This window comes from Pseudodesulfovibrio karagichevae (genome assembly GCF_041414475.1).
GTDB lineage: Bacteria > Desulfobacterota > Desulfovibrionia > Desulfovibrionales > Desulfovibrionaceae > Pseudodesulfovibrio > Pseudodesulfovibrio karagichevae.
The window spans coordinates 1-24,454 of record NZ_JBGLYH010000056.1; the positions used below are offsets into that span (position 1 = coordinate 1).

Genomic DNA, 24,454 nt, shown 5'->3' on the forward strand with positions numbered 1-24,454 from the left:
ATTTTTGGCTGTATTTGAAAGAGTGCGAATTCAGGTTTAATTACGGCTCCCCAAAAGAGCAGTTATCTATCCTGAAAAAATGGATAAAAAGGCACAACGCGGCATAGTTATCTATGTCAGCCCCAAAAGTTTAGGAGGGAAGAGGGGATGGGGGTCCGGGGGAAGGGGAGAAAAGAACCCTTTTCAAAGGGTTTTTCCTCCCCTTCCCCCGGCCGCCGGAGGCATTCCTACCGGCTTTCCGACACGCCCGCCGAGGCGAAGGTGGCCATGTCGTTGAAGATGTTGGCGGCGGCGCGGACGAGGAACATGGCGCAGGCCGCGCCCGTGCCTTCGCCGAGGCGGAAGCCGAGGTGGAGGTAGGGGGTCAGGCCCATGGCCTCGACCACGGCGGCGTAGCCGGGTTCAGCCGATGCGTGGCTGAGCAGGCAGTAATCCTTGACGGCCGGGGCGATCTTCCAGGCGGCCAGGTAGGCGGCGGTGGAGATGAAGCCGTCCACGCAGACGAGCTGGTGGTTCCTGGCTCCGCCCAGGATGAGCCCGGCCAGGGTGGCGATCTCGAAACCGCCCAGGGCGGCGAGGATGCCGACGGGATCGCCGGACTCGACGACCTGTTCGTTGGCCTTGAGCCCGCGCCGGATGACCGCGGTCTTGGCGGCCAGGCTGCCCTTGGGAAGGCCCGCGCCAGGCCCGGTCAGCCCGGCGGGGTCGAGGCCGAGGTGCGCGGAATACAGGGCCGTGGACGGCGTGGTGTTGGAGATGCCCATCTCGCCGGTGCCGAGCACCTTGACGCCGTCTGCCTGGGCGCGGTCGGCCAGGGACACGCCGAGCATGAGGGCCTCGATGCACTGCTCGCGGGTCATGGCCGGGCCCTCGGCCAGGTTGGCCGTGCCGGGCGCGACCTTGGCCTGGATCAGGGCCGGATGCTCGTCGAAGACGCCGCCGCAGCAGCCCGCGTCGACCACGAAGAGCTCGGCGCCCACGGTCTTGGCCAGGACGTTGATGCCCGCGCCGTCGGCCAGGAAGTTGAGGACCATCTGGCGGGTGACCTCCTGGGGATAAGGCGACACGCCCTCGGCGTTGACGCCGTGGTCACCGGCCACGGTGTAGATGCGCATGGGGTCGGCCTGGGGAGCCTTTCCGCCCTGGATGAGATAGAGTTGCAGGGCCAGTTCCTCAAGGCGGCCGAGGCTGCCCACGGGCTTGGTCAGGTTGTCGAGATGGGCCTGGCCCTCGGCCTCGCTGGTGCGGTCCACAGGAGAAATTTCGTCGAGTATCCGCTTGAATGCAGCTTCCATTGGACTATCCTTTATGATGTTTTTCGGTCCGGGAGCAATACACCGCGAAAGGGCGGCCTGTAAACAGCCAAGAACCCGTTGCCGCCCGGAGCTGTCCGTGCTATCCATTTAGAAAAGCTTGTCTATTCTTCAGGCAAGCCAGAGGAATATCATGGCCAGGGAACTTTGCCTCATCCACGCCAACTGCCAGGGCGAGCCGCTTCTCGACCGGCTGAACTGCTGCCCGGCGTTCCGCGACCGGTACGAGTGCCGCCTGTACACCAACTATGCGCGCGAGCCCATCCCGGAGGCGGACCTGGCCCGCTGCGCCCTGTTCCTGTACCAGCACCTCGGACCCAACTGGGGCGAGCTGGCCTCGGAATCGCTCATGGCAAAACTGCCGGGGCACGCCCGGTCCCTGTGCATCCCGAACATGTTCTTCAAGGGGTACTGGCCCACCTGGTCGGGCCGCGAAGGGTTCGACTACCGCTGCGAGCTGCTCGACGGTTACATCGACGCCGGGCTGACCTCGGACGAGGCCATCCTGCTCTACCTGCGCGCCGACCTGGCGGCCAAGCTCGACCTGGACGCGCTCCTGGAGGGCACCCTGCGGCGCGAACGCGAGCGCGAGGCGCACACCCCGGTCAAGTACATGGCCCTCATCGAGGAGCGGCTCAACCGCGAACCGCTGTTCAACACGGTCAACCACCCCGGCGCGCTGCTCCTGGATCATGCCGCGCGCGGCGTGCTGGGCGAACTCGGCCTGCCCGAGCCGGACGCCGACGCCCTGGCCGCCCTGGACGACCCGTTCCCGGACTTCGAGCAGCCCGTCCATCCGTCCGTGGCCGCCCACTTCGGCTGGGACTTCGCCGGGCCCGGCCGCGAGTACATGGTCTACGGCCGCAGGCTGTCCTTCGCCGCCTGGACCGCCCACTACGTCTACGCCCGCCAGCACGGCGTGACCGACTTCATCGGATTTCTGCTGGGCGCGTCGGACGAGGCCCGGTAAAACGCACTCCGGCAAGACGAGGCCCCCGGCGAACCGGGGGCCTTTTTTTCATGCCTTGCGGGCCGAGACCAGGGCCATGGCACCCTCGGGCCGGGGCCAGTCCGGATATCCGGCCACATCGGCGAAGCCCGCTTCAAGGAGCAGGGCCGCCATCTCCGCCCCGGTCCACGCCTTGGTGGTCGAGCGGTACGCCACCGGCTCGGCGCACCCCTCGATACGCACCAGGAAGCGCTGCCGGGCCACGGCCTCCTCCTCGAACCAGTCGTTCTCGGTCAGGCAGACGTAGGGCTCGTCCGCGAACAGCCCGCCCTCGGGAGCGCGGACCTCCACGGCCGGGCCCAGGCCCACCGCGCGCACGGCCTCGAACCGCTGGCGCTCGACGAGCAGCAGCCCGCCCGGCGCGAGGGCCCCGTGCGCCTCGGCCAGCAGTCGGCGGGCCTGCGCCGGGGAGAAGACGTTGAACTCGCCGTAGAGCATCATGGCCAGGTCGAAGGGGCCACCGAAGTCCGCCCCGGTCACGTCCGCCAACCGGAACTCGCACCCGGCCGGGCCATGTTGCCGTGCGTAGGCGACTGACGCCGGGCTGAAGTCCAGTCCAACGTAGCGGCGGCAGAGCGGGGCCAGATGCCGTGCGTACAGGCCGGGGCCACAGCCGAGGTCGAGCACGGCGGGTCCGGGCGCGGGGAAGCGGGCCGCGATCCAGGCCGACTGGGCCTCGATCACGGACAGCTTGCGGCTGGCCAGGTGATGCTCCTGGGACAGATGTTCCTTGAGGATGCGCGCGCTGAACGCGGGGTCGTTCCAGGGGATTTTGTAGCCGTCGTCCCACAGGGACACGGTATCGAATGATCTATTGTTCATACTTCGCTCCAAATGAAGGGGAAAGGGGTCGCCGGACGCGGCGAAGGGCCGAAACCGTATGGCAGAGCTAGGAGCGCATGGGCACAGGGGTATCCCGGACCGGGCGGGGCGTCAACCCGGTCCGCCATCGAACGTTAAGTTTTATTAAGGAGCATCCGATAGGAGATGTACGCGACCATCACGGAGGAAGGTCATGTACATCGAAACGGACATCGCACAGATCGGCAACGGCTCGGTCTTCGGACCTTTGCCCGAAGAGGACGCGCGTAAGCAGGCCATGCACTGGCCCGGCGACGTGGTGGACATTTCGGAGGAGGCGATCAAGGCCTTCCGCGAGGCGGCCATCGAGCCGATCAAGAACGGGACCTTCACCCTGGACAGGCTGGAGCAGCGCATCAACGTGGTCCGCGCCGAGATCGCCCAGATATGGGGCTCCGCCCTGCCCAAGCACGAAAAGCACATGCAGATTTCGGCCCGCGAGAACGAGATCGCCCTGCTCCAGGCGGGCCAGTTCACCTTTGCCAAGGCCGGGTTCCCGCTCAGCGTCTGACGATCACGGCTTGCAGACCTTGCACGGCCGGTACCCGGCCTCCAGCGCCGCCTGGCGCGAAGCGAAGTTCACCACGCAATGCTTGCAGTTGTAATAGCGGCAGCCCGGGCGGTGGAATATGTGCGAATCCCGGTTGCCGTGGTAGGTGAAGGACGCGGCCGTGGCCGCAACCGACAGCGTGAGCAGGATCAGGACGCAGGCAAGCAGTTTTCGCATGCTTCCCCCATTACGCCCGGGAAGAAACTCTGTCCAGCCGACGAAAAAGGCCGCCGGGAATCTCCCGGCGGCCTTTTTCGGTCTCGAAAATCACTTCAGCCGCGGCGGCCCGAGCACGATCATCTCGGCGATGGTGTGATCCACCTTGGGGAGCATGCGCAGGTTCTTGCCCACGAACTGCATCTCGAGCATGACCAGATCCTTGTACATGGGGGTGCGGTCCACGGTGGGCACGTCCTCCATGCCCTCGGTCAGCTCCTGGCAGCGGTAGCAGCCGGGGAAGCGGACCTCCTGGCCCGTGTGGCGGGTCAGCAGGTTGGGCACGCCGTGCATGCGGCAGATCATCAGCCGGTGCTCGTACAGGCCGCAGACGCCCTGCTTCTCGTCGATGTTCAGCGGGCACATGACGTGCGGACGCTCGCCGCGCGACAGGGCCGCCTGGGCCTGCTCCACGTAGTCCCGCGCCCTGGCCTTTATCGCCTCCAGGCGATCCGCCGGGAGCTTGTTCAGGCCCTCCCACATGTAGGCCCACTCCACGTAGGTGTGGTGCTGGAAAAAGGACAGGCAGCAGTTGTCGATGCAGCCCTCGCAGGTCATGCCGATGGGGGCCGCCGCCTCGTCGTAGCGGGCGACCATCTTGTCGTATATGGCGGCCAGCTTGCGGAAGGCGGCCTTGGGGGTCAGTTTGTTCATTGGATGTCGAGGTGTTGAAGGATCTGGTCCACGCATTCGTCGGGCGCGCATTGGTCGGTGCGGACCGTCAGGTCGGCGGCCTTGCGGTACAACGGCAGCCGCTCGTTGTAAAGGTCGCGCATGGTCTTGCCCGGGCCGATGGCCAGGCCCCGGTTCTCGCCGTCGCCCACGCGCTCGACGAAGGTGGCCTCGTCGATGTCCAGCAGGACCACCGGACCGAGCTCCTTGAGCCGCCGCACGGCCTCGGGGCCGTAGATGACCGAGCCGCCCGTGGAGATGACCGTGCGCGTCAGGTTCAGGTCCGAGACCAGCCGCTCCTCGATGCGCAAAAACTCGTCCAGCCCATAGGTGTCCAGGATCTCCTGGAGCGAAAGCCCGTAGTAGGACTCCATGTACCGGTCCGTGTCCAACTGGCCCCAGTCGAGCCGCTTGGCCAGCAGGCCGCCCAGGGTGGACTTGCCCGCCCCGGCCATGCCCACCAGGGTGATGCACGGCAGGCTGACCTCGTCTCGCAGAATGGGCGTGAAGGCCATGCCTACTCGCCCCGGACCAGGCAGACCCGGTCCTCGCCGTCGCGCTCGACGACCAGCACGTTGACGTGCTCGTCGCCCAGGGTGTCCAGCTTCTTGCCCACGTAGTCCGCCTGAATGGGCAGCTCGCGGTGGCCCCGGTCCACCAGGACCAGAAGCTCCACGCGCTTGGGGCGGCCGTAGTCGAGGATGGCCTCGAGCGCGGCGCGCACCGTGCGGCCGGAATAGAGCACGTCGTCCACCAGCACGATGGACTTGCCCTCCACCTCGTAGCCGATCTCCGAACAGCTGATGGTCGGGGCCAGCTCCAGGTTGGTGGTCCAGTCGTCGCGGTACAGGTTGATGTCCAGCTTGCCGAGCGGGACCTTGCGCCCCAGGCGCTCGTCCAGCAGCAGCTTCAGCCGCTCGGCCAGGTCCGCGCCCCGGCGCTGGATGCCCAGGATGGCCAGGGACAAGTCGTCGCCCCGGCGCTCGTAGATCTCGAAGGCCAGCCGTTCCAGGGTCCGGCTCATCTCCTTGTCGGACAATATGGTGCCGCAGTCTTTCATCATCTCGGCCTCGCAGGACTTAGCGTTTGAAGGAACGTAGGAAATTAGCCCATCGCCAAGGGGGGGTCAACTCCGCCCGCGCCTTGCGGCAACTTTCGATTTGACAAAGGGTACTATTGATCTTACCTCTTCTTTTCCCGACCCAAATTAGGAGGCATTATAATGATTGAAGTCACTGAAGCTGCCCACAAGCAGCTTGAAGGCTACTTCCAGGACAAGGAAGCGTCCCCGATCCGCGTGTATCTCGCGGCCGGCGGCTGAGCGGGCCCGCGCCTGACCCTGGCTCTGGATGAGCCTAACGATAAGGATGACGTGTCCGAGGCCGGTGGATTCACCTTCCTCGTGGAAAAGGACCTGCTGGCCCAGACCGGCAACATCAAGATCGACATGACCTATTACGGATTCGTCGTGGAATCCGAGAAGCCCGTGAGCGGCGGCGGCTCCAGCTGCGACTGCTCCTCGGCCGGCTCCTGCGGTTCCGCCGGCTCCGGCGGCTGCGGCTGCTAGCTGGCGAGAAGCGGCGATCCACTGCGTTAAGTGAATTGTAGGCGAGTCTTCGAGCCGTACAAGATCTTACGCCCCAGGTGTGCTGCAAAAAGCCCGGACCCTCGCGTATTGCGATACGCTTCGGTCCCGGGCCTTTTTTGCGCCTTGCGGCTGACGCCGTCTCGGCTGCTAGCCCATCTCCCACTATGAGGGGGTGAGGCGGAAGCGCGGCTCGGGCCTTCGCGTATTGGGATACGCGTGGGGCGCGGGCTTTTTTTGTGTCTTGCGGCGCGTCGATTCTTTCGGCCGGGCCCTTCCTCGGCGGGAGAGGCCGACGTTGCCCATAAGTATATGTATTGGCTGCGGACCGCTTGGGGCATGCGAGAGCGGATGCTCCAGGGGGAGAGACTTCCCTGCGGGGCGAAATTTCAGATTTTTTCGGGCGGGATTTCGGCGGGTTGGAGCGGCCAGGAGGGGCTGCGCATCGTTTTTCTCTTTACATCGGATAGATGATCCTTATTGTTTTGAGAACGAAACCAATCCAGGAGAGAACTTATGATCACTGTTACCGAATCGGCCCAGAACGAACTGACCAAATATTTTGAGGACAAGGACGTACAGCCCATCCGCGTGCACCTGGCCGACGGCGGCTGCTCCGGGCCGCGTCTTTCCCTGGCCCTGGACGAGCTGCGCGACGGCGACAAGTCCTTCGAGCAGGGAGCCTTCACCTTCCTGATCAACGAGGAACTGGCCCAGGCCTCGGGCGCCGTGTCCATCGACATGACCCCCTACGGCTTCCAGGTCTCCTCCGAGAACCAGGTCGGCGGTGGCGGGGGTTGCGGATGCTCCTCCTGCGGCACCGGCTCCTGCGGCTGCTAGCTGGCGATAAGGCGCCATCCGCCGCGTTGCTGCAAAAAGCCCGGACCCTCGCGTATGTTTAGATACGCTTCGGTCCCGGGCTTTTTTTGCGCCTCGCGGCTCACCATTTCTCGCCAGCTAGCCCATCTCCCGCAAAGGAAATAAGGCAGGGAGCGTCAGGGCCGCCCGCATTCGCGGGCTGCTGACGCAGGGAAAGGCAAAAAAAAGGGGGAGCCAGGCTTCCTCTTCGAAAAGCACAACCCGATAACCCATCCTGCTTTCAAAACGAAAAACACATTCCCCCACGCTCTTCCCCCCGGAGCGCCTTCGGGTGCCCCCGGCACCCGAACAGCAGCTCTCGCCCACGCACGCAGTTCCGCGTAGCGCACCCCGGCCACGTGGCCGCATTCTCGCGTCCGCACGCCATCAGGCTTGGGAGAGTGGTGCAGATGTGCATTTTCTCGGGCGCAGCCGCCCCGCAGTCGTACAACACGTACGGCGAGGACGCGGCAAGCCCGAAAAATGCGCAGATGCGCCGCTATCGCAAGCCGCGCCCGAGAATCCCACGAAAAAGGGCGGTGCTCGCATGGCACCGCCCACTTCGATTAGGACCGCAATCCCGGCCCTGACAGCCGGGGTTAATCGAAAGTCCTTTCATCGACGAGACAGGGCGCGTCGCTCGGCAGGGTGCCGGGAGCGCAGGTCTCGACGACTGGTCGCAATTTCATCAAGGCTTGGAAGTCGGCCTCGAAACTTTCCGTATCGAAAGGCTGCGCCGTTTCGGCCACAACCACAAGTACGTCCATGCCATTAACATGTTTTACTCGAATCTGCCACCCGGAAATGGTCGCAAATCGCGAAAAGACCGTGGCGGCCTGGCACGGATAGATGAACTGGCCCTTGACTTTGGCCGTGTCGTCGGCCCTGCCTTTCCATCCGGCAAGCTTTCTGGCCGTGCGGCCGCAGGCGCACACGCTCAGGTCCATGGACGACAGGTCGCCCGTGGCCAGCCGGACCAGCGGGTAGTCGGTGAAAAACGGGGTGACCACCACCTCGCCCACCTCGCCGTCGGGCACGGGCAGGCCGGTGGTCGGGTCGCAGATCTCCACGTGGCGGTAGTTGGACAGGTGCATGCCGCCCAGCTCCCGGCACTCGTAGGCGATGCAGCCCACGTCCGCCGTGCCGTACCCCTGGCGCACGGTGATGCCGAACATCGCCTCCACCTCGGCGCGCAGGGATTCAGGCAGGGGCTCGGCCGCCACGTACGCCTTTTCCAAATGGAAATCCTCCAGCGGGTCGAGCCCCATGGCCACGGCCTTCTCGCCGATGACCTTGAGGTAGCTGGTCATGCCGATGAAGGCGTTGACCGGCAGCTGGGTCAGGAACTCGATCTGCTTTTCGGTGTTGCCCGGTCCGGCCGGGATGACCGCGCAGCCGATGTCCCGCAGCGGCTCCTCGAGCATCAGCCCGGCCGGGGTCATGTGGTAGGAAAAGGTCATCTGGGCCAGGTCGCCGGGCCTAAACCCGGCGGCGAAGAACCCCTCGGACCACGCCCAGTAGTCCGGCCCGCGCCCCTCGGGATCATAGATCGGGCCGGGGGACTGGTAGATGCGCGACAGCTCGCCCGGCTTGGCCGCCAGGAACCAGCCGATGCCGTGCTCCCGCTGCCACTCGATGATGTCCCGCTTGCGCAGGGGCGGGATCTTGGCGTAGTCGTCCCAGTCCTTGAAATCCTTGGCGCACGCCCCAAGCGCACGCAACCGTTCCCGGAACTCGCCCGACGACCGCTCGGCCGCCATGAGCACGTCCTTCACGCCCTTCCACTTGCGCTTCATCCGCTTGTCGCGCGGCTCCGTCTCATACTCGGTGTAGTACATGGATGAATGCCTCCGGCCCCCCGTTCCAGTCGTTGTCGCCGCTCCGCCCCCGGCGGAGGAACCTGCCAATCCTTTTGTGTTGGAGCCTACGACAGATGCCGTTTTTTTGCCACCACTCTCCCCCATCGCCCTTTGAAAAGGCTTGGGAGAGTGGGTCGAACGTGCAGGCGGCCGCTATCGCAAGCCGCTACCCGAGCCAGCGTTTGCGCCTGCGGTAGTGTTTGACGTCGCGGTAGCTCTTCTTGTCCCCGGCGCTGCCCATGCCGAGGTAGAATTCCTGAACGTCCGGGTTGTCGAGCAGCTCCTTGGCCGTGCCGTCCATGACCACCCGGCCATTCTCCATGATGTAGGCGGTCTCGGCCACGGACAGGGCCGCGCGGGCGTTCTGCTCCACCAGCAGGAGGGTCACGCCCTCCTTCTCGTTGAAGCGTTTGATGATGTCGAAGATCTCCTCCACCAGCAGCGGGGCCAACCCGAGCGACGGCTCGTCGAGCAGAAGCAGCCTGGGCTTGGCCATGACCGCCCGGCCGATGGCGCACATCTGCTGCTCGCCGCCGGACATGTAGCCCGCCAGCTGTTTGCGCCGCTCCTTGAGCCTCGGGAAATACTCGTAGACCAGATCGAGCGAGTCGCCCATCTCCGACCCCGGCCGGGTGAACGCGCCGCAGCGCAGATTCTCCTCCACGGTCAGGTCCTCGAAAATCCGCCGCCCCTCCATGACCTGGAACACCCCCCGGCGCACGATCTTCTCCGGCACCAGCCCCTGGATGGGCTGGCCGCGATAGAGCACCACCCCGTCCGTGACCTCGCCGTCCTCGCATTGCAACAACCCGGAAATCGCCTTCAGCGTCGTGGACTTGCCCGCCCCGTTCGCCCCGAGCAACGCCGTGATCCGCCCCTCCGGGCAGGCCAGGGACAACCCCTTCAAAACCAGCACCACGTCATTGTAGACCACTTCCAGATTCTCGACCCTGAGTATGTCGCTCACGTTTGCCTCCGGCGGCCAGGGAACCTTTTGAAAAAGGTTCCCTGGACCCTCCAAAACTTTTTATCGCGCCACAGGTATATTGTGCGGACACGTCAAACTCGTAGGCGGCGAAGGGCTTGTCGAGCCTAGGCCCGGCTTGTCGCGCCCGCACCTTCCACGCCGCCATGGCGTACTCTCATATCCCGCCCCCCTTCCTGGCGGCGTGGCCCAAAAAGTTCTGGAAGGGGGGTCCGGGGGGAAACCTCTCTCAAGAGGTTTCCCCCCGGCTCTTCATTTCACCCTAATGGCCGAGCCAGTCTTCTCGGCGTTCGAGGATTTGTTCTTTCACGAAGGTCAGTTTGCCGTCCTTGATGGTGTAGAGGAACACGGCCATGTTCGGGCGGTGGTCATCGGGGTAGTAGGAGAGGAGCGGGGCCAGGCCCATGGGGTCGTATTCCCGCAGGGTCTCCAGGGAGGTTTTCAGGGTTTCGCCGGTCAATTCGCCGTTGGCCAGCGCCCGTTTCATGCCTTCGGCCATGACCAGGATGGATACGAACCCGCGCATGTAGTGGGTCATCTGCGGCTGGTTGTTGGTGATCTCCATGATGGCCTTCATGCCCGGCACGTCCTGGCCGTAGACCGCGGCGGCCTGGTTGGAGTAGGAGCCGTCCGCGTCGGAGCCCGCGAGTTTGGGCAGGGTCTCGTCCGTGCCCCAGATGTCGGTGAAGAACACGGTGTTCAGGCCGATGTTCTTGGCGGACTTGAGGATGACGGAGGTGGACGGCGTGGTCCCGCCTATCCAGCAGAAGTCGGGGGACTGCTCCTTGATGGGCAGCAGCTCGGTGGTGGCGTCCATGGCGTTCAGGGCCACGTTGGCCTCGCCCACGATCTCGTAGCCGATCTCCTTGGCGTATTCCTTGCCGCCCGGGATGGGGGCCAGGCCGTAGGGGTGGTCCGGATAGATGAAGGCGACCCTGGGGGCGCGCGTCTCGGTCCAGTTGTCCTTGAAGTACTTAAGCGCGGCGCGCAGCTGGGTGGTGTAGTCGGCCGCGATGAAGAAGTTGTACGGGGCCACCTTGGGGTCGGTCAGGTGGGCCGAATAGGATGCGGACAGGTTGGGCACCATGTCCTTGGCCAGGGTGCGCACCAGCGCCTCGGTCACGGCCGAGCCGAACCCCTGGATGCAGACCACGTGGTCGGTGTTGACCATCTTCTTGTACAGGGAGAGGCCCTGCTGCACCTTGTAGGCGGTGTCCTGCAGGTAGAAGGCCAGGGGGCGTCCGTTGATGCCGCCCTGCTTGTTGACGTATTCGACCCCGCCCTTGAGCCCGTCGGCGTAGGGCACGCCCACGGACGAGGTGGGCCCGGACAGGTCCACCAGGCCGCCGACCTTGATGGGCTCGGCCGCCTGTTTGGAGGTTGCAGCCGTTTTCTCGTCCCCGCCTCCGCAACCGACCAGCATCAGCCCGGCTAAAAGCAGGACGCAGACCGCGGTTATGATGTTTCCAACCCTCATGTCGTACTCCTCGAGGTTGAAGTTGATGCGCCCTTCCCCGGACGCCTCCTATGTCCACCCGCCGCCCGGCGGCGGGATTGCGACCGCGCCCTAGTGGGCGAACGGGTAGAGTTTCCAGTACGCCTTGACCAGCCGCCAGCGATGGGCCAGCCCTTCCGGCTCGAAGATCAGGAACAGGATGAGCGTGAGCCCGAACACGCCCTCGCGCAGGGCCACGACGTACTGGGCGATGTCCGGCAGCACGGCCGAAACCGCGTTGGACAGCCCGGTCAGGACCTCGGGCAGCAGGACGATGAACACGGCCCCGAAGACCGAGCCGAGCACCGAGCCCAGGCCGCCGATGACGATCATGGCCAGATAGGAAATGGACAGGCCGATGTTGAACTGCTCGGCCGAGATGTAGCCGGTGTAGTGGCCCCACAGGCCCCCGGCCACGCCCGCCAGGAACGAGCTCACGCCGAAGGCCACGAGCTTGTAGCGGAACAGGTTCACGCCCACGATCTCGGCGGAGAGATAAAAATCGCGGATGGACACGAAGGCCCGGCCGTACTTGGAGCGCATGATGTTGGTGACCATGAGCAGGGCCCCGGCGGCAAAGGCCAGGAGCAGGAAGTACATGCGCACCTCGGTATCGAAGGAGAACCCGAGGATGGACGGCGGCTCCAGGAGTAGGCCGTTGGACCCGCCGGTCAAGGCCCCGCCGTGCAGGAAAACGTATTCGAGCACCAGCTGGGCGGCCAGGGTGGCGATGGCCAGGTAGATGCCCTTGAGCCGCAGCGACGGCACGCCGAAGACCATGCCGACCATGGCCGTGACCAGCCCGCCGGTCAGGATGGCCGCGAGGAACGGCACGCCGTGAACCGAGCACTGCCCGGCGGCGTAGGCCCCCACGCCGAGAAACGCGCCGTGGCCGAGCGATATCTGGCCGCACACGCCGGTCAGCAGGTTGAGGGCCACCGCGCCGATGACCGAGATGAAGATCAGGTTGACGATGGAGGTCAGGTGCGTGTTCAGGATGAACGGGGCCGCGCAGAGCACGGCCAGGAACAGGCCGACCATGAGTTTCTGGAACCCGGACGGAAAGACCTGGGCCTCGGCCTCGTAGGTGGTAAAGAAGAGTCCGCATTTACCGTGCATGGCTAGACCCTCTCGATCTCTTTGGTGCCGAACAGACCGTACGGCTTGATCATCAATATGACCACCAGGATGATGAAGGCCGCCACCTCGCGGAAGCCGCCCAGGCCGAGGAACTGGCGGGCCGCGCCGTCACAGACGTTCTCGAGCACGCCGATGATCAGCCCGCCGAGCGCCGCGCCGAGCAGGGAGTCCAGGCCGCCGAGGATGACCGCCGGAAAGACCTTGAGCCCCAGGTGGCCGATGTGCGAGTTGATCCCGTTGATGTTGCCCAGGATGACCCCGCCCACCGCGGACACGACGCAGGCGATGCACCAGCTCATGGCGAAGATGTTCTTGATGCCGATGCCCATGGACTGCGCGGCCTGCTGGTCGAAGGCCGTGGCCCGCATGGCCACGCCGGTGCGCGAGTACTTGAAGAAGACCGAAAACACGGCGAACAGGACCCCGGACAGGATGAAGGCCGCGATGTACACCGGGGCCACGGGCAGCCCGGCGATCATCACCGGCTCGGTGGGCAGGACCTGCGGGTAGACCCTGATCTGCGTGCCCCAGAAGAGCTGGACCAGGGACTTGAGCACCGAGCTCATGCCGATGGTGACCATGATGACCGAGATGTGCTCCTCGCCGATGAGCGGCCGCAGGACCATGCGCTCGATGGCCAGGCCGAGCAGGACCGAGAAGGCCAGGGTGATCAGGAAGGCCCAGATGAACGGGATGTGGAACTGGACCGTCAGGGCGAAGCAGACGTAGGCCCCGACCATGACCAGTTCGCCCTGGGCGAAGTTGACCACCTTGGTGGCCTTGTAGATGACCACGAAGCCGAGCGCCACCAGGGAGTAGATGGAGCCGACCACCAGTCCGTTGACGATGAGTTGCAGGTAATATTCCACTTAGGCCTCCATGTCTTCGATGCGGATGTCGCCGCACATCCGGCGGACGCGGCCGTCCTGGTAGGTGATCTCGGTTTCGAGGTTGAGCGCGCAGGCGTCGGTGTAGAGCGCCTCGATGAGCGCGCCGTACCGCTCGTTGATGGTCCCGCGCTTGACCTTGCGCGTGCGGGTCAGCTCGTTGTCATCCGGGTCCAGCTCCTTGTAGAGGAGGCAGAAGCGGCGGATGCGCGTGGCCTCGGGCAGGGTCGCGTTGGTCCTGGCGACCTCGCTCTTGACCAGAGCGTAGACTTCGTCCTTGGCCGCCAGATCCTGGTAGGTCGTGTAGGTGATCATCTTCGACTCGGCCCAGTGGCCGACGATGGCCATGTCGATGCACAGGATGGCGGCCACGAAGCCGCGCCCGTCGCCCAGGACCACGGACTCGCGCAGAAACGGCGAGAACTTGATCTTGTTCTCCAGGAACTGCGGCGAGAACCGGGTGCCGTCCGCCAGGTGCATGACGTCCTTGAGGCGGTCGATGACCACCAGCCTGCCGTTGTCGTCGAAGTAGCCCGCGTCGCCCGAGAGCAGCCAGCCGTCCTCGGTCACGGTCTCGCGGGTGGCCTCGTCGTTTTTGTAATAGCCCAGGAACACGGCGGGCGACCGGGACAGGATCTCGCCCTGCTCCGAGATGCGCACCTCGGTCTCGGGGATGGGCGCGCCCACCGAGGTAAAGTCCACCTCGCCCTCCTTGTGGATGCAGGAGATGCCCGCGATCTCGGTCTGGCCGTAGATCTGCTTGAGATTCACCCCGATGGCGTGGAAAAAGCGGAACACGTCCGGCCCGAGCGCGGCCCCGCCCGTGGTGGCGCTGCGCATGCGCGAGAAGCCCAGCCGGTCGCGCAGGGCCCGGAACAGCCCCTGGTCGGCCAGGCGGTACTTGAACTTCAGCCACGGGGACGGGGTCTCGCCCGCGAAGACCGTGTCCACAAACTCGTAGCCCACGGGCAGGAAGCGGTTGTACAGCCAGCGCTTGAACGGCGTGGTCTCCATGATGTCGCCCGCCACCTTGGCCGCGATGGACTCGTACACGCGCGGCGGGGAGAAGATAAAGTGCGGGCCGATCTCGCGCGAGTCGGCGGAGGCCGTGTCCGGGGTCTCGGGGAAGTTGACGCAGAACCCGAAGAGCAAGGCCGAGGCCACGGCCATCATCTGCTCGCCCATCCAGGCCAGCGGCAGGAAGGAGACGAACTCGTCGGTCGCCGACTTGGGGTCGAACTCGCCCAGGTTGTGGGCCATGGACAGGAGATTTTTGTGCGACAGCACGGCCAGCTTGGGGCGGCCCGTGGTGCCCGAGGTGGTGGCGATGAGGCACGGATCGTCCGGCTTGCCCTGGCGGACGCACTCCCGGAACCGGGCCGCGCAGTCGCCGCCCTTCTCGCGCCCCAGCCGCCGGACCGCGTTGAAGCTCTTCAGGCCGGGGACCCGCGATTCATACGCCTTCAAGCCCTTGGGGTCGTGGTAGACGATGTGCGCGAGGTCCGGCAGCCGCTCGCGGAAGGAGAGCATCTTGTCCACCTGCTCCTGGTCCTCGGCCACCACCAGGCGGCACCCGGACAGGGCGAAGACGTACTCGATCTCCTCGGCCGGGGAGTCCTGGTACAGACCGAGCGCCATGCCGCCCAATCCCTGCACGGCCAGCTCGGCCCAGACCCACTCGGGCCGGTTGTTGCCGATGAGGATGACGATGTCCCCCTTGCCCAGCCCCAGGGCCGAAAGCCCGCAGGCGAACTCGGCGGTGACGCGGAAACTGTCCTCCCAGGACACGGCCTGCCAGACGCCCCATTCCTTTTCGCGCAGGGCGGTCTTGCGGGGCCGGTCCCCGGCCTGCCGGGCGAGCAGCCTCGGCAGCGTGGTCATGTACGGTTTGGCCATGAAACGTCCTCTCGTCTTCCCCGGCGCGGGGCCGGGACTTCCTTACTGGTCCGGGACGGTCGGCGGCGAGGGCTCTGGCCTGCCGGGTCCGCTGGATGCGGGACCGGGGCGGCGCGCCCTGCCGGTTCGGTCGTCGCCTATCTGCCCATGAACGCGGCGTCTTCGGTGCCCAGGTAGGCCTTGATGACGTCCGTGTTCGCCTGCACTTCGTCGGGCGAGCCCTCGGCGATCTTGGAGCCGAAGTCGATGACCACGACCTTGTCGGAGATGTCCATGACAACTCCCATGTCGTGCTCGACCAGCAGGACGGTGACGCCCCACTCCTCGGCTATGTCCAGGATATATCGGGCCATGTCCTCGGTCTCTTCGAGGTTCATGCCCGCCATGGGCTCGTCCAGGAGGATGAGCTTGGGCTCGGCGGCCAGGGCCCGGCCGAGCTCCACCCGCTTGCGCACGCCGTACGGTAGTCGCCCGGCGTGGCTGTGGCGGTAGGGGGATAGGTTCAGGAAGTCGATGACGTCCTCCACCCGGCGGCGGTGGCGGCGCTCCAGGCGCACGGTCCGGCCGAAGCGGAGGATGGACGAGAGCAACCCGTAGTCGATGCGGCTGTGCCGCCCGACCATGAGGTTGTCAAGGACGGAGAGCCCCTTGAACAGGGCGATGTTCTGGAATGTCCGGGACAGTCCCAGCTCCGTGCGCTTGTGCGCGGGCAGGGAGAGCAGGCATTCGCCGTCCAGTTGGATGGAGCATGCGCCGCGCGCCCCGCCGTCGGGGGTGTAGCGGCCGCTGATGCAGTTGAGCATGGAGGTTTTTCCGGCCCCGTTCGGGCCGATCAGGGAAGCGATGGTCCCCTGTTCCACGGAGAAGGACACGCCCATGAGCGCGGCGATGCCCTTGAAGGTGAGCGTAACGTCGCGGACGTCGAGATAGGCCATAATCGTTCCATTATGGTCTCGGAACCCCCGGTCCCAAGCGACGTCCGCACGGCCCGTCGGTGAATTCCAAAACACCGTCCGGGTCCATATGCTGCCGAATGGCCGGTCGGGCCCTAGGTCCACTCCCCTTCGAAATCCTCGGGAGCGACCAGTTTGTAGCCCCTGTCCTCAAGCGCCGCGGCGACCGAGGACGGGTCTTCGGTATCTATTCGGACGACCACGATGCGGCGTCCGCTGTAAAAGAAGGTGCCGGTGGAGATGATGGAGATCTTCATGTTGGCGATGACCCCGGCGACCTCGTAGAGCACGCCGGAACGGTCCTCCACCTCGAGGGTCAGGCGGCTGCCGCCCTCGCGGTATCCCATCTCCTCGGCCAGGACGTCGAGCATGACGTTGCGGTTGATGTAGCCGATGAGTTCGCCGGCTTCGCCGACCACGGCCAGCCCGGCCAGGTTCATCTCGTACATCATGTCGGCCGCGCCCTCGATCTCGGTCTCCGGGGCCACGGTCTTGATGTCCGTGCGGAAGATCTTCTCCACCGTGAGCTTGCTCATCAGGTAGTTGATCTCGTGTTTCTCCAGGGAAGTCATGATGCTGGGCAGGGCCGCCGAGATATCTTCCTTGCGCACGTAGCCGACCAGCTTGCCTTCGTCGTCCACCACCAGGAGCATCCAGAGCTTGTTGTCCTCAAGCTGTTTCTGGGCGTCCTTGACCAGCGTCTGGGGGGTGACCTTGACGAAGTCGCGAAGCATTTTCAGTCCGACGTACATGTATTCCTCCTTGGCAGTGCAGCACGTGCTCTGTGTTCAGTAAATGGCATGGATTCGTTCCGGTTGGATACACGTTTTCATTGAACGGCGCAATTCCAACCGTGAGCGGCGCGCACTTCCGGCCCCCCCCTCAAAACCCGCTTTTCAACGGCAAGTCAATACTCAAACGCTTGTTTGACCAGCAATTTCCCGCCCGGGGAAAATCGGGCGACGGCACGGGACCAGGCCCACCGGCAGGACAAAACCGCTTCGGTTCTTGACTTTTCCGAATTTCAAGGCAGTATTTCAAAGGGGGAAAGCGATGGTTCGGCCGGGGGAAGCGGCCGCCGCGCCAGGGGAAGGACGTTCGCGCCAGGGGGAACCGGCACATGTTTTTCAAGCGGAACAACCGGACCTACTTAGGCAAGATGCCCGGAGAGGACCGCCAGGTCATCCGGGGCGGCTTGCGCATCTTCATCGTCCTCGTCCTGCTCGTGGGCGCCCTGCTCACTGCGGGCGGGGCTCTCGTCTACCACGTCGAACGCAGCGAAGACCTCGCCCGGATCGGCGCGTCGGAGTTCAACTCCCTGGACCTGCAGACCTCGGCCATCGCCCGCGAACTGGACCACATCGTGGCCGACGTCCTGTATCTCTCCAAGCAGAACGAACTCACCCTGCTCCTGGACACCGGCGACGGCAATGCGGTCCGGGACATGGAGCGGGAGTACATGGAACTGGCCCGCAACCGCCAGGACTACGACCAGATCCGCTACATCGACGCCTCGGGCATGGAGAGGATCCGGGTCAACAGCCGCGACGAGCAGACCGCGGCCGTGCCCGAAGACCGTCTCCGGAGCATGGCCGACCGCTCCTATTTCAAGGAGTGCCTCGCCCTGGGCAGAGGCGACATCTATCTCTCCCCCATGGACCTCAACTCGGAGAACGGCAAGGTGGAGCAGCCCGTCAGGCCCATGCTGCGCATCGGCACGCCGGTCTTCGACTCCTCGGGGCGCAAGCGCGGCATCGTCCTGATCAACTACGACGCCCGGACCCTGCTGGACCGCATCCTGAGCACGAACGCCTCGTCCCAGGGGGTGAGCATGCTGCTCAACCGCCAGGGCTACTGGCTCCTTGGCCCGGACAAGGACAAGGAATGGGGCTTCATGGCCGCCAAGACGCGCGACGTCAGCTTCGCCATGGAACGGCCCGACGAATGGAAGTGGATGCTCTCGCGGGAGCGCGGGCAGATCACCACGGCCAACGGCCTGTTCACCTTCGCCATGGTCCGCCCCCTGGCCGAGATGCGCCAATTCAGCATGCGGCTGCGCGCACCGGCCATCCAGGCCCCGAAGGACATGACGCCCTCGCCCTATTTCTGGATGCTGGTCTCCCGGGTTCCGCCCGAGACCCTGGCCGCGCAGACCCGCACCCTGCTGTTCAAGCTGTACACGGGCGGAGGCGCGCTCTTCGTCCTGATCGCCTTCGGCGCGTGGCACCTGGCCCTGGCCGTGTCCCGGCGGCAGCTGTATCAGGAACAGCTCGTGGCCGCGGCCATGTACGACGCCCTGACCGGGCTGCCCAACCGCAAGCTCTTCTTCGACCGGCTGGAGGCCTCCCTGGCGCTGTCCGCCCGGTACCACCGCAGGCTGGCCCTGCTCTACATCGACCTGGACGGCTTCAAGGCGGTCAACGACACCATGGGGCACGAGGCGGGGGACGAACTGCTCAAACGGGTGGGGATGCTCCTGACCGGATCGGTGCGCAAGTCCGACACCGTGGCCCGGCTGGGCGGCGACGAATTCGTGGTCATGCTCAACGAGGTGACCAACCTGGGGGACGCGGCCCTGGTGGGCGAAAAGCTCGTGTCCGCCCTGCGCGCGCCCTTCCCCCTCAAGACGGGCCCGGCGGCCATCGGCGCCAGCGTGGGCGTGTCCGTGTACCCCGAGAACGGCGCGTCCGCCGAGCTCCTGGTCCAGAAGGCGGACCAGGCCATGTACGCCTCCAAGCACAAGGGCAAGAACACCTGCACCATGGCCGACTCGTCCCGCTGCGCGGACGCCTGATTCCCCTACTCCCCGGCTCAGCCGCCCATGCGCCTGAACAGCGAGGCCTGGGTGCATCCGCCCGACAGGCCGAGCGCCCGGTAGACCGAGGCCATGTCCACGGCCTCGCGCACCACCGAGGCCAGGTGGTCCAGGGCGTCCTCCAGTCCGAAGCTCGTCTGGACCGTCTCCAAGGGCGACAAGCCCTTGTCCATGCGCAGCTGGTCGATGAACCAGCGGCGGAACGGGTCCGCGTCGAACAGCCCGTGCAGGTAGGTGCCGAGCACCCGCCCGTCCGGGCGCATGTAGCCGAGCGGCTCGCCCGCGTTGTCGCGCAGGGCCACGCGCAGCTCCCCGGACAGGGGCTCGGTGTGTCCGTGGTGGATTTCGTAGCCGTGCACGCCGTGGCCCGAGGCCGAGTGCGTGCCGAAGGTGCGGGTCAGGGTCTTTTCCGGAGCCAGGGTGGTCTGGACCGGCAGCAGGTCGAAGCCCTCCACGCGGGTGGTCTCGGACTCCAGGCCGAAGGGGTCGTCCACGATGCGGCCGAGCATCTGGAACCCGCCGCAGATGCCGACGATGCGCGTCCGGCCCTCGGCCAGCTCGCGCAGGACGGCGGCCATGCCCGTACCCTTGAGCGCGCGCATGTCCGGCACCGTGGACTTGGAGCCGGGGATGATCACCGCGTCCGGCGTGCCCACGTCGCGGGCGTCGGACGCCACGCGCACGCGCACGTCCGGCTCGGCGTGGAGCGGGTCGATGTCGTTGAAATTCGAGATGCGCGGCAAATTCAGGACCACGATGTCCACGCACTGGTCCTCGGGCAGCTTGTCCGCCTCGGGCCTGAAGCCCTCTTTGAACGAGACCGAGTCCTCCTCGGGCAGGCCCAGGCCGTGGATGTACGGCACCGTGCCGAGCACCGGCTTGCCCGTGCGCTCGAACATCTGGCCGAAGGCCGGGTCGAGCAGCGAGGCGTCGCCCCGGAAGCGGTTGATGACGTACCCTTCCACCAGATTGCGTTCCCGGGCCGTGAGCAGGCTCATGGTCCCGACGATGGAGGCGAAGACCCCGCCCCGGTCGATGTCGCCGGTGAGCAGGACCTTGGCCCCGGCGTAGTCGGCCATGGCCATGTTGACGATGTCGTGGTGCTTGAGGTTGACCTCGGCCGGGCTGCCCGCCCCCTCCAGGACCATGACGTCGTGCTCATTGGCCAGGGAGTCGTAGGCCGCCTTGACCGCCTCCCAGGCGCGCGGCTTGTACTCCACGTACTCGCGCACGTTCATGTTGCCCACGGGCCGCCCCATGACGATGACCTGCGAGCCGGTGTCCGAGCCGGGCTTGAGCAGCACCGGGTTCATGCGCACGTCCGGGTTCAGGCGGCAGGCCATGGCCTGGGTCACCTGGGCCCGGCCCATCTCCCCGCCCTGGTCCGTGACGTAGGAGTTGAGCGACATGTTCTGGGCCTTGAACGGGGCCACGTCGAACCCGTCCTGGAGCAGAATCCGGCAAAAAGCGGCCGCCAGCACGGACTTGCCCGCGTTGGAGCTGGTCCCCTGGATCATCAGGGCCGGGGTCCTGCGCGCACGCCGGACCAGCGGGGCGCGGGCCGTGCCCGCCACCGCCTCCATGGCCCGGATAAGCCGCTCGTTGTCCTCGCGGCCGCGCACGGCCACCCGGAACCAGTTGTCGTCCAGCCCGGTGTAGTTGCCGCACAGCCGGATGCCGATGCGGTGCTCCATGAGCAGCCGCTCCTGCAGGAAGGCCGCGTCGCGGCCCACACGGTCCATGCGGCAGAACAGGTAGTTGGCCGTTCCGGGCAGGACCTTGATGCCCGGCACCTGTCGGAGCCCCGAGGCCAGGGACTCGCGCAGGAGCCTGGTCTGCTCGCGGGTCTCGGCCAAGTAGGCCGTGTCCTTCAGGCAGCGCTCGCCGACCCTCTGAGCCAGGGTGTTCACGGACCATGCGGACATGTTGTGGCGGATACGCAGGATCACGTCCGGGTCGGCGAAGACCAAGCCCAGCCGCAGGCCGGGAATGGCGTAGGACTTGGTCAGGGACAGGACGGTGATCACGTTGGACGGCCGATCGCGGGTCAGCCGGTCGGCGTCCTCGGGCAGGAACTCGGCAAAGGACTCGTCCACCACGAAGGTGGACTGGGGGAACATGGCCGCCACCTCGCGCAGGTCGTTGGCGGGCACCAGGGTGCCGGTGGGGTTGTTGGGCGAGCACAGGAAGACCAGGGAGGGCGTGGCCAGGAGCGTGCCCATGGACGGGAAGTCCACCGTGAAGTCGTCGGTCAGCGGCGGCTCGACCACGGGCAGGCGATGCACCCGGCAGGACCGGGCGTAGTCCACATAGGTGGGCGAGGGGATGACCGCCTGGCGGAACCCCTTGAGCCCGGCGATGGCGAAGAGCAGCTCGGACGCGCCGTTGCCCGCGGCCACCTGGGTGGGCCAGACCTTGTAGCGCTCGGACGCGGCCATAATCAGCCGGGCGCACTCCGGGTCCGGATAGGCGTCCACTTCCTGCAACGCCTGCCCGACCACCTGCCCGAGCCACGGCGGCGGCCCCAGCGGGTTCACGTTGGCCGAAAAGTCGAGGATGTCCTCCACCGCGCACCCGGCCATCTCGGCCATGCGCCTGCGGTTCCCCCCATGGGCGAACTTCCGCTCGTCCAAAACCTCGGGTATCCCCGCGAAAAGATTCTGCTTATCCATGAACAACCCGTCGCCTGCGCGTCAACTGTAGAAAATTTCGAGACTTTTCATTGAAATACGCGCAAAGCGGCCGGGTGTCCACTTCGGGGTTGCGGAAAGAACGGCCGGTCAGCCCACGGGCTTCTCCGCGCACCGCTCGGCATTTCCCGCCCCTCCCCCCCCCCTCGGCAAATCCGATTGGCAATCCCCTCCGCTTTATGCGACCCTGCGCGGGCGCTTCGTCATACGTTTTCGGCGGGGCGTCATCCTGAGACATTTCAAGACCAAGACGGAGAGCATCATGTGGAAGCGTGCGGTGTGCACCAAGGATTGCCCGGACACCTGCGGGCTGCTGGTCCAGGTTGAGGACGGCATCATCACCAGGGTCAAGGGCGACCCGGACCATCCCTATACGCAGGGGTTCATCTGCAAGAAGGGGGCGCGGTTCCCGGAGCACGTGCACGGGGCGGCGCGGCTGACCACGCCGCTCAGGCGCACCGGCCCCAAGGGCAGCGGCGAGTTCGCCCCGATCTCCTGGGACGAGGCCCTGGACGAGGTGGCCGCCAACATCCGGCGCGTGGCCGACGAGTTCGGCCCCGAGGCCATCCTCCCCTACACCTACGCCGGGCACATGGGCATGGCCCACCGCAACTCGGGCCACGCCCTGTTCAACAAGCTCGGGGCGAGCCGACTCGACGCCACCATCTGCGGCCCGGCAGCCACGGCCGGATTCAAGGCCTCCCTGGGCGGCGGCCCGAGCACCGAGATCCAGGAGGCGGCCCAGTCCGACCTCATCGTCATCTGGGGCAACAACACCCTGGTCACCAACGTCCACGCCTGGCCGCACTTCACGCAGGCACGCAAGAACGGCGCGAAGATCGTGGTCATCGACCCCTACCGCAACCCCACGGCCCGCGAGGCGGACGTCCACCTCATGCTCCGGCCCGGCACGGACGCGGCCCTGGCCCTGGCCGTCATGCACGTGCTCATCAATGAGGATATGCTCGACCACGATTTCATCGCGGCGCAGACAATCGGCTTCGACCGGCTCAAGGAACGCGCACGAGAGTGGCCGCCATCCCGCGCCGCCGAGGTCTGCGGCCTGTCCGAGGCCGAGATCGCCGCGTTCGCCCGCGCCTACGGCACGGCCCGCGCCCCGTACATCCGCACGGGCTGGGGACCGGCCCGGCAGTTGGCGGGCGGCATGGCCATGCGGACCATCTCCCTGCTCCCGGCCCTGGTCAACGCCTTCGCCAAACCCGGCGGCGGCATCACCCGGTCGCTGGGCGGCGCGCCCGGCAAGGCCCCGTCCCTCATCCGCGACGACCTGCGCCCGGCGGACACGCGCATCGTCAACATGGTCCACCTGGGCCACGCCCTGACCGAACTCGACGACCCGCCGGTCAAGCTGCTCTACAACTACCTGTCCAACCCGGCGGCCGTGGCCCCGCAATCGGCCCAGGTCATGGCGGGCCTGGCCCGCGAGGATTTGTTCACCGTGGTCCAGGAGATGTACATGACCGACACCGCCCGGTTCGCGGACGTCATCCTGCCCGGCGCGAGCTTCCTCGAGGTCGGCGATTTGTATCGCAGCTACGGCCACAACTACGTCCAGATAGCCCGGCCCGCGATCGAGCCCGTGGGCGACAGCCGCCCCACCCTGGACATCTTCCAGGGGCTGGCCCGCCGCCTGGGCTACACCGAGGAGGTCTTCTCCCTGACCGAGGCGCAGTGCATTGAGCGCCTCCTGGCCGAATCCGCCGATTCCCCGTACATGGCGGGCGTGGACCTCGACGCCCTGCGCCGGGGCGAGCCGGTCCGCCTGAACATCCCGGCCAACCCCTTTGCCGAGGGCTTCCAGACCCCGTCCGGCAAGGTGGAGTTCTTCTCGCAGTCCATGGCCGATCAGGGCCTCGACCCGCTGCCCGACGGCACCCCGGTGCGCGACCCCGAGGGCGGCGACCAGTACCCGCTGGAATACCTCACCCCGCCCCACCCCCTGCTGCTCAACTCCGCCTTCAACGAGGTCGAGTCCATCCGCGAGCGGACCGGCGGGGCCAAGGTGCTCATCCACCCCGAAACCGCCGCCGCGCGGGGCATCACCCAGGGCATGACCGTGCGCGTGTTCAACGGACGCGGCCAGAACACCGCCCGGGCCGAGGTCACCGAGGACACCCGCCCGGAACTGCTGGTGGCCGAAGGTCTGCACTGGCCCAACCAAAAGCCCGGCCAGGGCTCCAACCAGCTGACCAGCCAACGCCTCACCGACATGGGCAACACCTGCGCCTTCCACTGCAATAGGGTGGAGGTTGAGCCTGTCGGCTAGGGGGGCGGCTTCCGATAGCGGCGCATCTGCACATTTTTTCCGGGGGGCTTTCATCCTCACGTAGGAAGACTACGCTGCGGTGAAAGCCCCCCGGAAGAAAATGCACAGCTGCACCACTCTCGAAAGCCTATTCCGAGCGCGGTAAGAGAGCCGCTGTCGGGTGCTGGCGCACCCGAATCGCTCCATGAAGAATTGGGAGCCCCTGACTCAAGAGTGAGCCGGGGAATTTTTTTGTGTGCCCGTCCCGCGAAGCGATATAAAAAGTTTGGGGCTGACATAGATCTCTCGTCGTATTAGGGGGGACTATGAGGCTAAAAAGATCGCGTTTGTCGGCTCATATATCCGGTCGTCTGATTGAGCATTTCGTTGCTGGCACCCCAGCC

At 65.9% G+C, this 24,454-nt stretch carries 21 protein-coding genes and 1 pseudogene; 7 read left to right on the forward strand and 15 right to left on the reverse strand.

Features of this window, described 5'->3' with window-relative positions; genetic code table 11:
- Window positions 1–107: pseudogene (locus AB6M95_RS15625) on the forward strand (IS1595 family transposase); the annotation flags it as partial.
- Between the two features lie 120 nt (window positions 108–227).
- On the opposite strand, the gene cobT reads toward AB6M95_RS15625, so the two are convergent.
- On the reverse strand, window positions 228–1,295 hold the full coding sequence (gene cobT / locus AB6M95_RS15630; RefSeq protein ID WP_371387680.1) for a nicotinate-nucleotide--dimethylbenzimidazole phosphoribosyltransferase: 1,068 nt from the start codon (window positions 1,293–1,295) through the stop codon (window positions 228–230).
- Window positions 1,296–1,446: 151 nt separating this feature from the next.
- Here cobT and AB6M95_RS15635 point away from each other — a divergent pair, with 151 nt between their 5' ends.
- A complete protein-coding gene (locus AB6M95_RS15635; protein WP_371387681.1) occupies window positions 1,447–2,283 on the forward strand; it encodes a WcbI family polysaccharide biosynthesis putative acetyltransferase in 837 nt (278 codons plus the stop codon).
- Window positions 2,284–2,331: 48 nt separating this feature from the next.
- Here the strand turns inward: AB6M95_RS15635 and AB6M95_RS15640 are convergent, their stop codons facing one another.
- A complete protein-coding gene (locus tag AB6M95_RS15640) occupies window positions 2,332–3,144 on the reverse strand; it encodes a class I SAM-dependent methyltransferase (RefSeq protein WP_371387682.1) in 813 nt (270 codons plus the stop codon).
- A gap of 193 nt (window positions 3,145–3,337) precedes the next feature.
- Here AB6M95_RS15640 and AB6M95_RS15645 point away from each other — a divergent pair, with 193 nt between their 5' ends.
- Window positions 3,338–3,694, forward strand: coding sequence for a hypothetical protein (locus AB6M95_RS15645; protein ID WP_371387683.1), 357 nt, complete (start codon window positions 3,338–3,340; stop codon window positions 3,692–3,694).
- A gap of 3 nt (window positions 3,695–3,697) precedes the next feature.
- On the opposite strand, the gene AB6M95_RS15650 is transcribed toward AB6M95_RS15645, so the two are convergent.
- The 4 genes from AB6M95_RS15650 to pyrR form a co-directional block, all read right to left on the reverse strand.
- Window positions 3,698–3,910 carry an Ada metal-binding domain-containing protein gene (locus AB6M95_RS15650; RefSeq protein WP_371387684.1) on the reverse strand — a complete coding sequence of 71 codons (213 nt, stop codon included), beginning with the start codon at window positions 3,908–3,910 and terminating at the stop codon, window positions 3,698–3,700.
- A gap of 90 nt (window positions 3,911–4,000) precedes the next feature.
- Entirely contained in the window at window positions 4,001–4,603 is a 603-nt protein-coding gene (locus AB6M95_RS15655; RefSeq protein ID WP_371387685.1) for a hypothetical protein, read from the reverse strand.
- Window positions 4,600–5,136 carry a homoserine kinase gene (thrB, locus tag AB6M95_RS15660; RefSeq protein WP_371387686.1) on the reverse strand — a complete coding sequence of 179 codons (537 nt, stop codon included), beginning with the start codon at window positions 5,134–5,136 and terminating at the stop codon, window positions 4,600–4,602. Before thrB ends, AB6M95_RS15655 begins: the two co-directional genes overlap by 4 nt.
- 2 nt (window positions 5,137–5,138) lie before the next feature.
- Complete coding sequence (gene pyrR / locus AB6M95_RS15665; RefSeq protein ID WP_371387700.1) at window positions 5,139–5,681, reverse strand: bifunctional pyr operon transcriptional regulator/uracil phosphoribosyltransferase PyrR; 543 nt, start codon at window positions 5,679–5,681, stop codon at window positions 5,139–5,141.
- 162 nt (window positions 5,682–5,843) lie between these two features.
- Here pyrR and AB6M95_RS15670 point away from each other — a divergent pair, with 162 nt between their 5' ends.
- Window positions 5,844–6,188, forward strand: a complete 345-nt coding sequence (locus AB6M95_RS15670) for an IscA/HesB family protein (RefSeq protein ID WP_371387687.1) — start codon at window positions 5,844–5,846, stop codon at window positions 6,186–6,188.
- 534 nt (window positions 6,189–6,722) lie between these two features.
- Window positions 6,723–7,046, forward strand: coding sequence for an IscA/HesB family protein (locus AB6M95_RS15675; RefSeq protein WP_371387688.1), 324 nt, complete (start codon window positions 6,723–6,725; stop codon window positions 7,044–7,046).
- Window positions 7,047–7,663: 617 nt separating this feature from the next.
- Here the strand turns inward: AB6M95_RS15675 and AB6M95_RS15680 are convergent.
- The 8 genes from AB6M95_RS15680 to AB6M95_RS15715 all read right to left on the reverse strand — a co-directional run bounded on the left by AB6M95_RS15680 (window position 7,664) and on the right by AB6M95_RS15715 (window position 17,031).
- Window positions 7,664–8,902, reverse strand: a complete 1,239-nt coding sequence (locus AB6M95_RS15680; protein WP_371387689.1) for a phenylacetate--CoA ligase family protein — start codon at window positions 8,900–8,902, stop codon at window positions 7,664–7,666.
- A gap of 187 nt (window positions 8,903–9,089) precedes the next feature.
- Window positions 9,090–9,890: an ABC transporter ATP-binding protein gene (locus AB6M95_RS15685; RefSeq protein ID WP_371387690.1), complete on the reverse strand. Its 801-nt coding sequence runs from the start codon at window positions 9,888–9,890 to the stop codon at window positions 9,090–9,092.
- A 280-nt stretch (window positions 9,891–10,170) separates the two neighbouring features.
- Complete coding sequence (locus tag AB6M95_RS15690) at window positions 10,171–11,385, reverse strand: ABC transporter substrate-binding protein (protein WP_371387691.1); 1,215 nt, start codon at window positions 11,383–11,385, stop codon at window positions 10,171–10,173.
- A 90-nt stretch (window positions 11,386–11,475) separates the two neighbouring features.
- Window positions 11,476–12,522 carry a branched-chain amino acid ABC transporter permease gene (locus AB6M95_RS15695; RefSeq protein ID WP_371387692.1) on the reverse strand — a complete coding sequence of 349 codons (1,047 nt, stop codon included), beginning with the start codon at window positions 12,520–12,522 and terminating at the stop codon, window positions 11,476–11,478.
- Window positions 12,523–12,524: 2 nt separating this feature from the next.
- On the reverse strand, window positions 12,525–13,412 hold the full coding sequence (locus AB6M95_RS15700) for a branched-chain amino acid ABC transporter permease (RefSeq protein WP_371387693.1): 888 nt from the start codon (window positions 13,410–13,412) through the stop codon (window positions 12,525–12,527).
- Window positions 13,413–15,326, reverse strand: a complete 1,914-nt coding sequence (locus AB6M95_RS15705; protein ID WP_371387694.1) for an AMP-binding protein — start codon at window positions 15,324–15,326, stop codon at window positions 13,413–13,415.
- Between the two features lie 137 nt (window positions 15,327–15,463).
- The gene (locus tag AB6M95_RS15710; RefSeq protein WP_371387695.1) at window positions 15,464–16,261 is read right to left on the reverse strand and encodes an ABC transporter ATP-binding protein; all 798 of its coding nucleotides are present in this window, start codon (window positions 16,259–16,261) and stop codon (window positions 15,464–15,466) included.
- Window positions 16,262–16,374: 113 nt separating this feature from the next.
- Window positions 16,375–17,031: a CBS domain-containing protein gene (locus AB6M95_RS15715; RefSeq protein WP_371387696.1), complete on the reverse strand. Its 657-nt coding sequence runs from the start codon at window positions 17,029–17,031 to the stop codon at window positions 16,375–16,377.
- A 368-nt stretch (window positions 17,032–17,399) separates the two neighbouring features.
- Here AB6M95_RS15715 and AB6M95_RS15720 point away from each other — a divergent pair, with 368 nt between their 5' ends.
- On the forward strand, window positions 17,400–19,073 hold the full coding sequence (locus AB6M95_RS15720; protein WP_371387697.1) for a diguanylate cyclase domain-containing protein: 1,674 nt from the start codon (window positions 17,400–17,402) through the stop codon (window positions 19,071–19,073).
- 17 nt (window positions 19,074–19,090) lie between these two features.
- On the opposite strand, the gene AB6M95_RS15725 is transcribed toward AB6M95_RS15720, so the two are convergent.
- Window positions 19,091–21,766: a cobyric acid synthase gene (locus AB6M95_RS15725; protein ID WP_371387698.1), complete on the reverse strand. Its 2,676-nt coding sequence runs from the start codon at window positions 21,764–21,766 to the stop codon at window positions 19,091–19,093.
- Window positions 21,767–22,046: 280 nt separating this feature from the next.
- On the opposite strand from AB6M95_RS15725, the gene AB6M95_RS15730 reads away from it, so the two are divergent.
- Window positions 22,047–24,071, forward strand: coding sequence for a molybdopterin-containing oxidoreductase family protein (locus AB6M95_RS15730; protein WP_371387699.1), 2,025 nt, complete (start codon window positions 22,047–22,049; stop codon window positions 24,069–24,071).
- Window positions 24,072–24,454 lie beyond the last annotated feature (383 nt).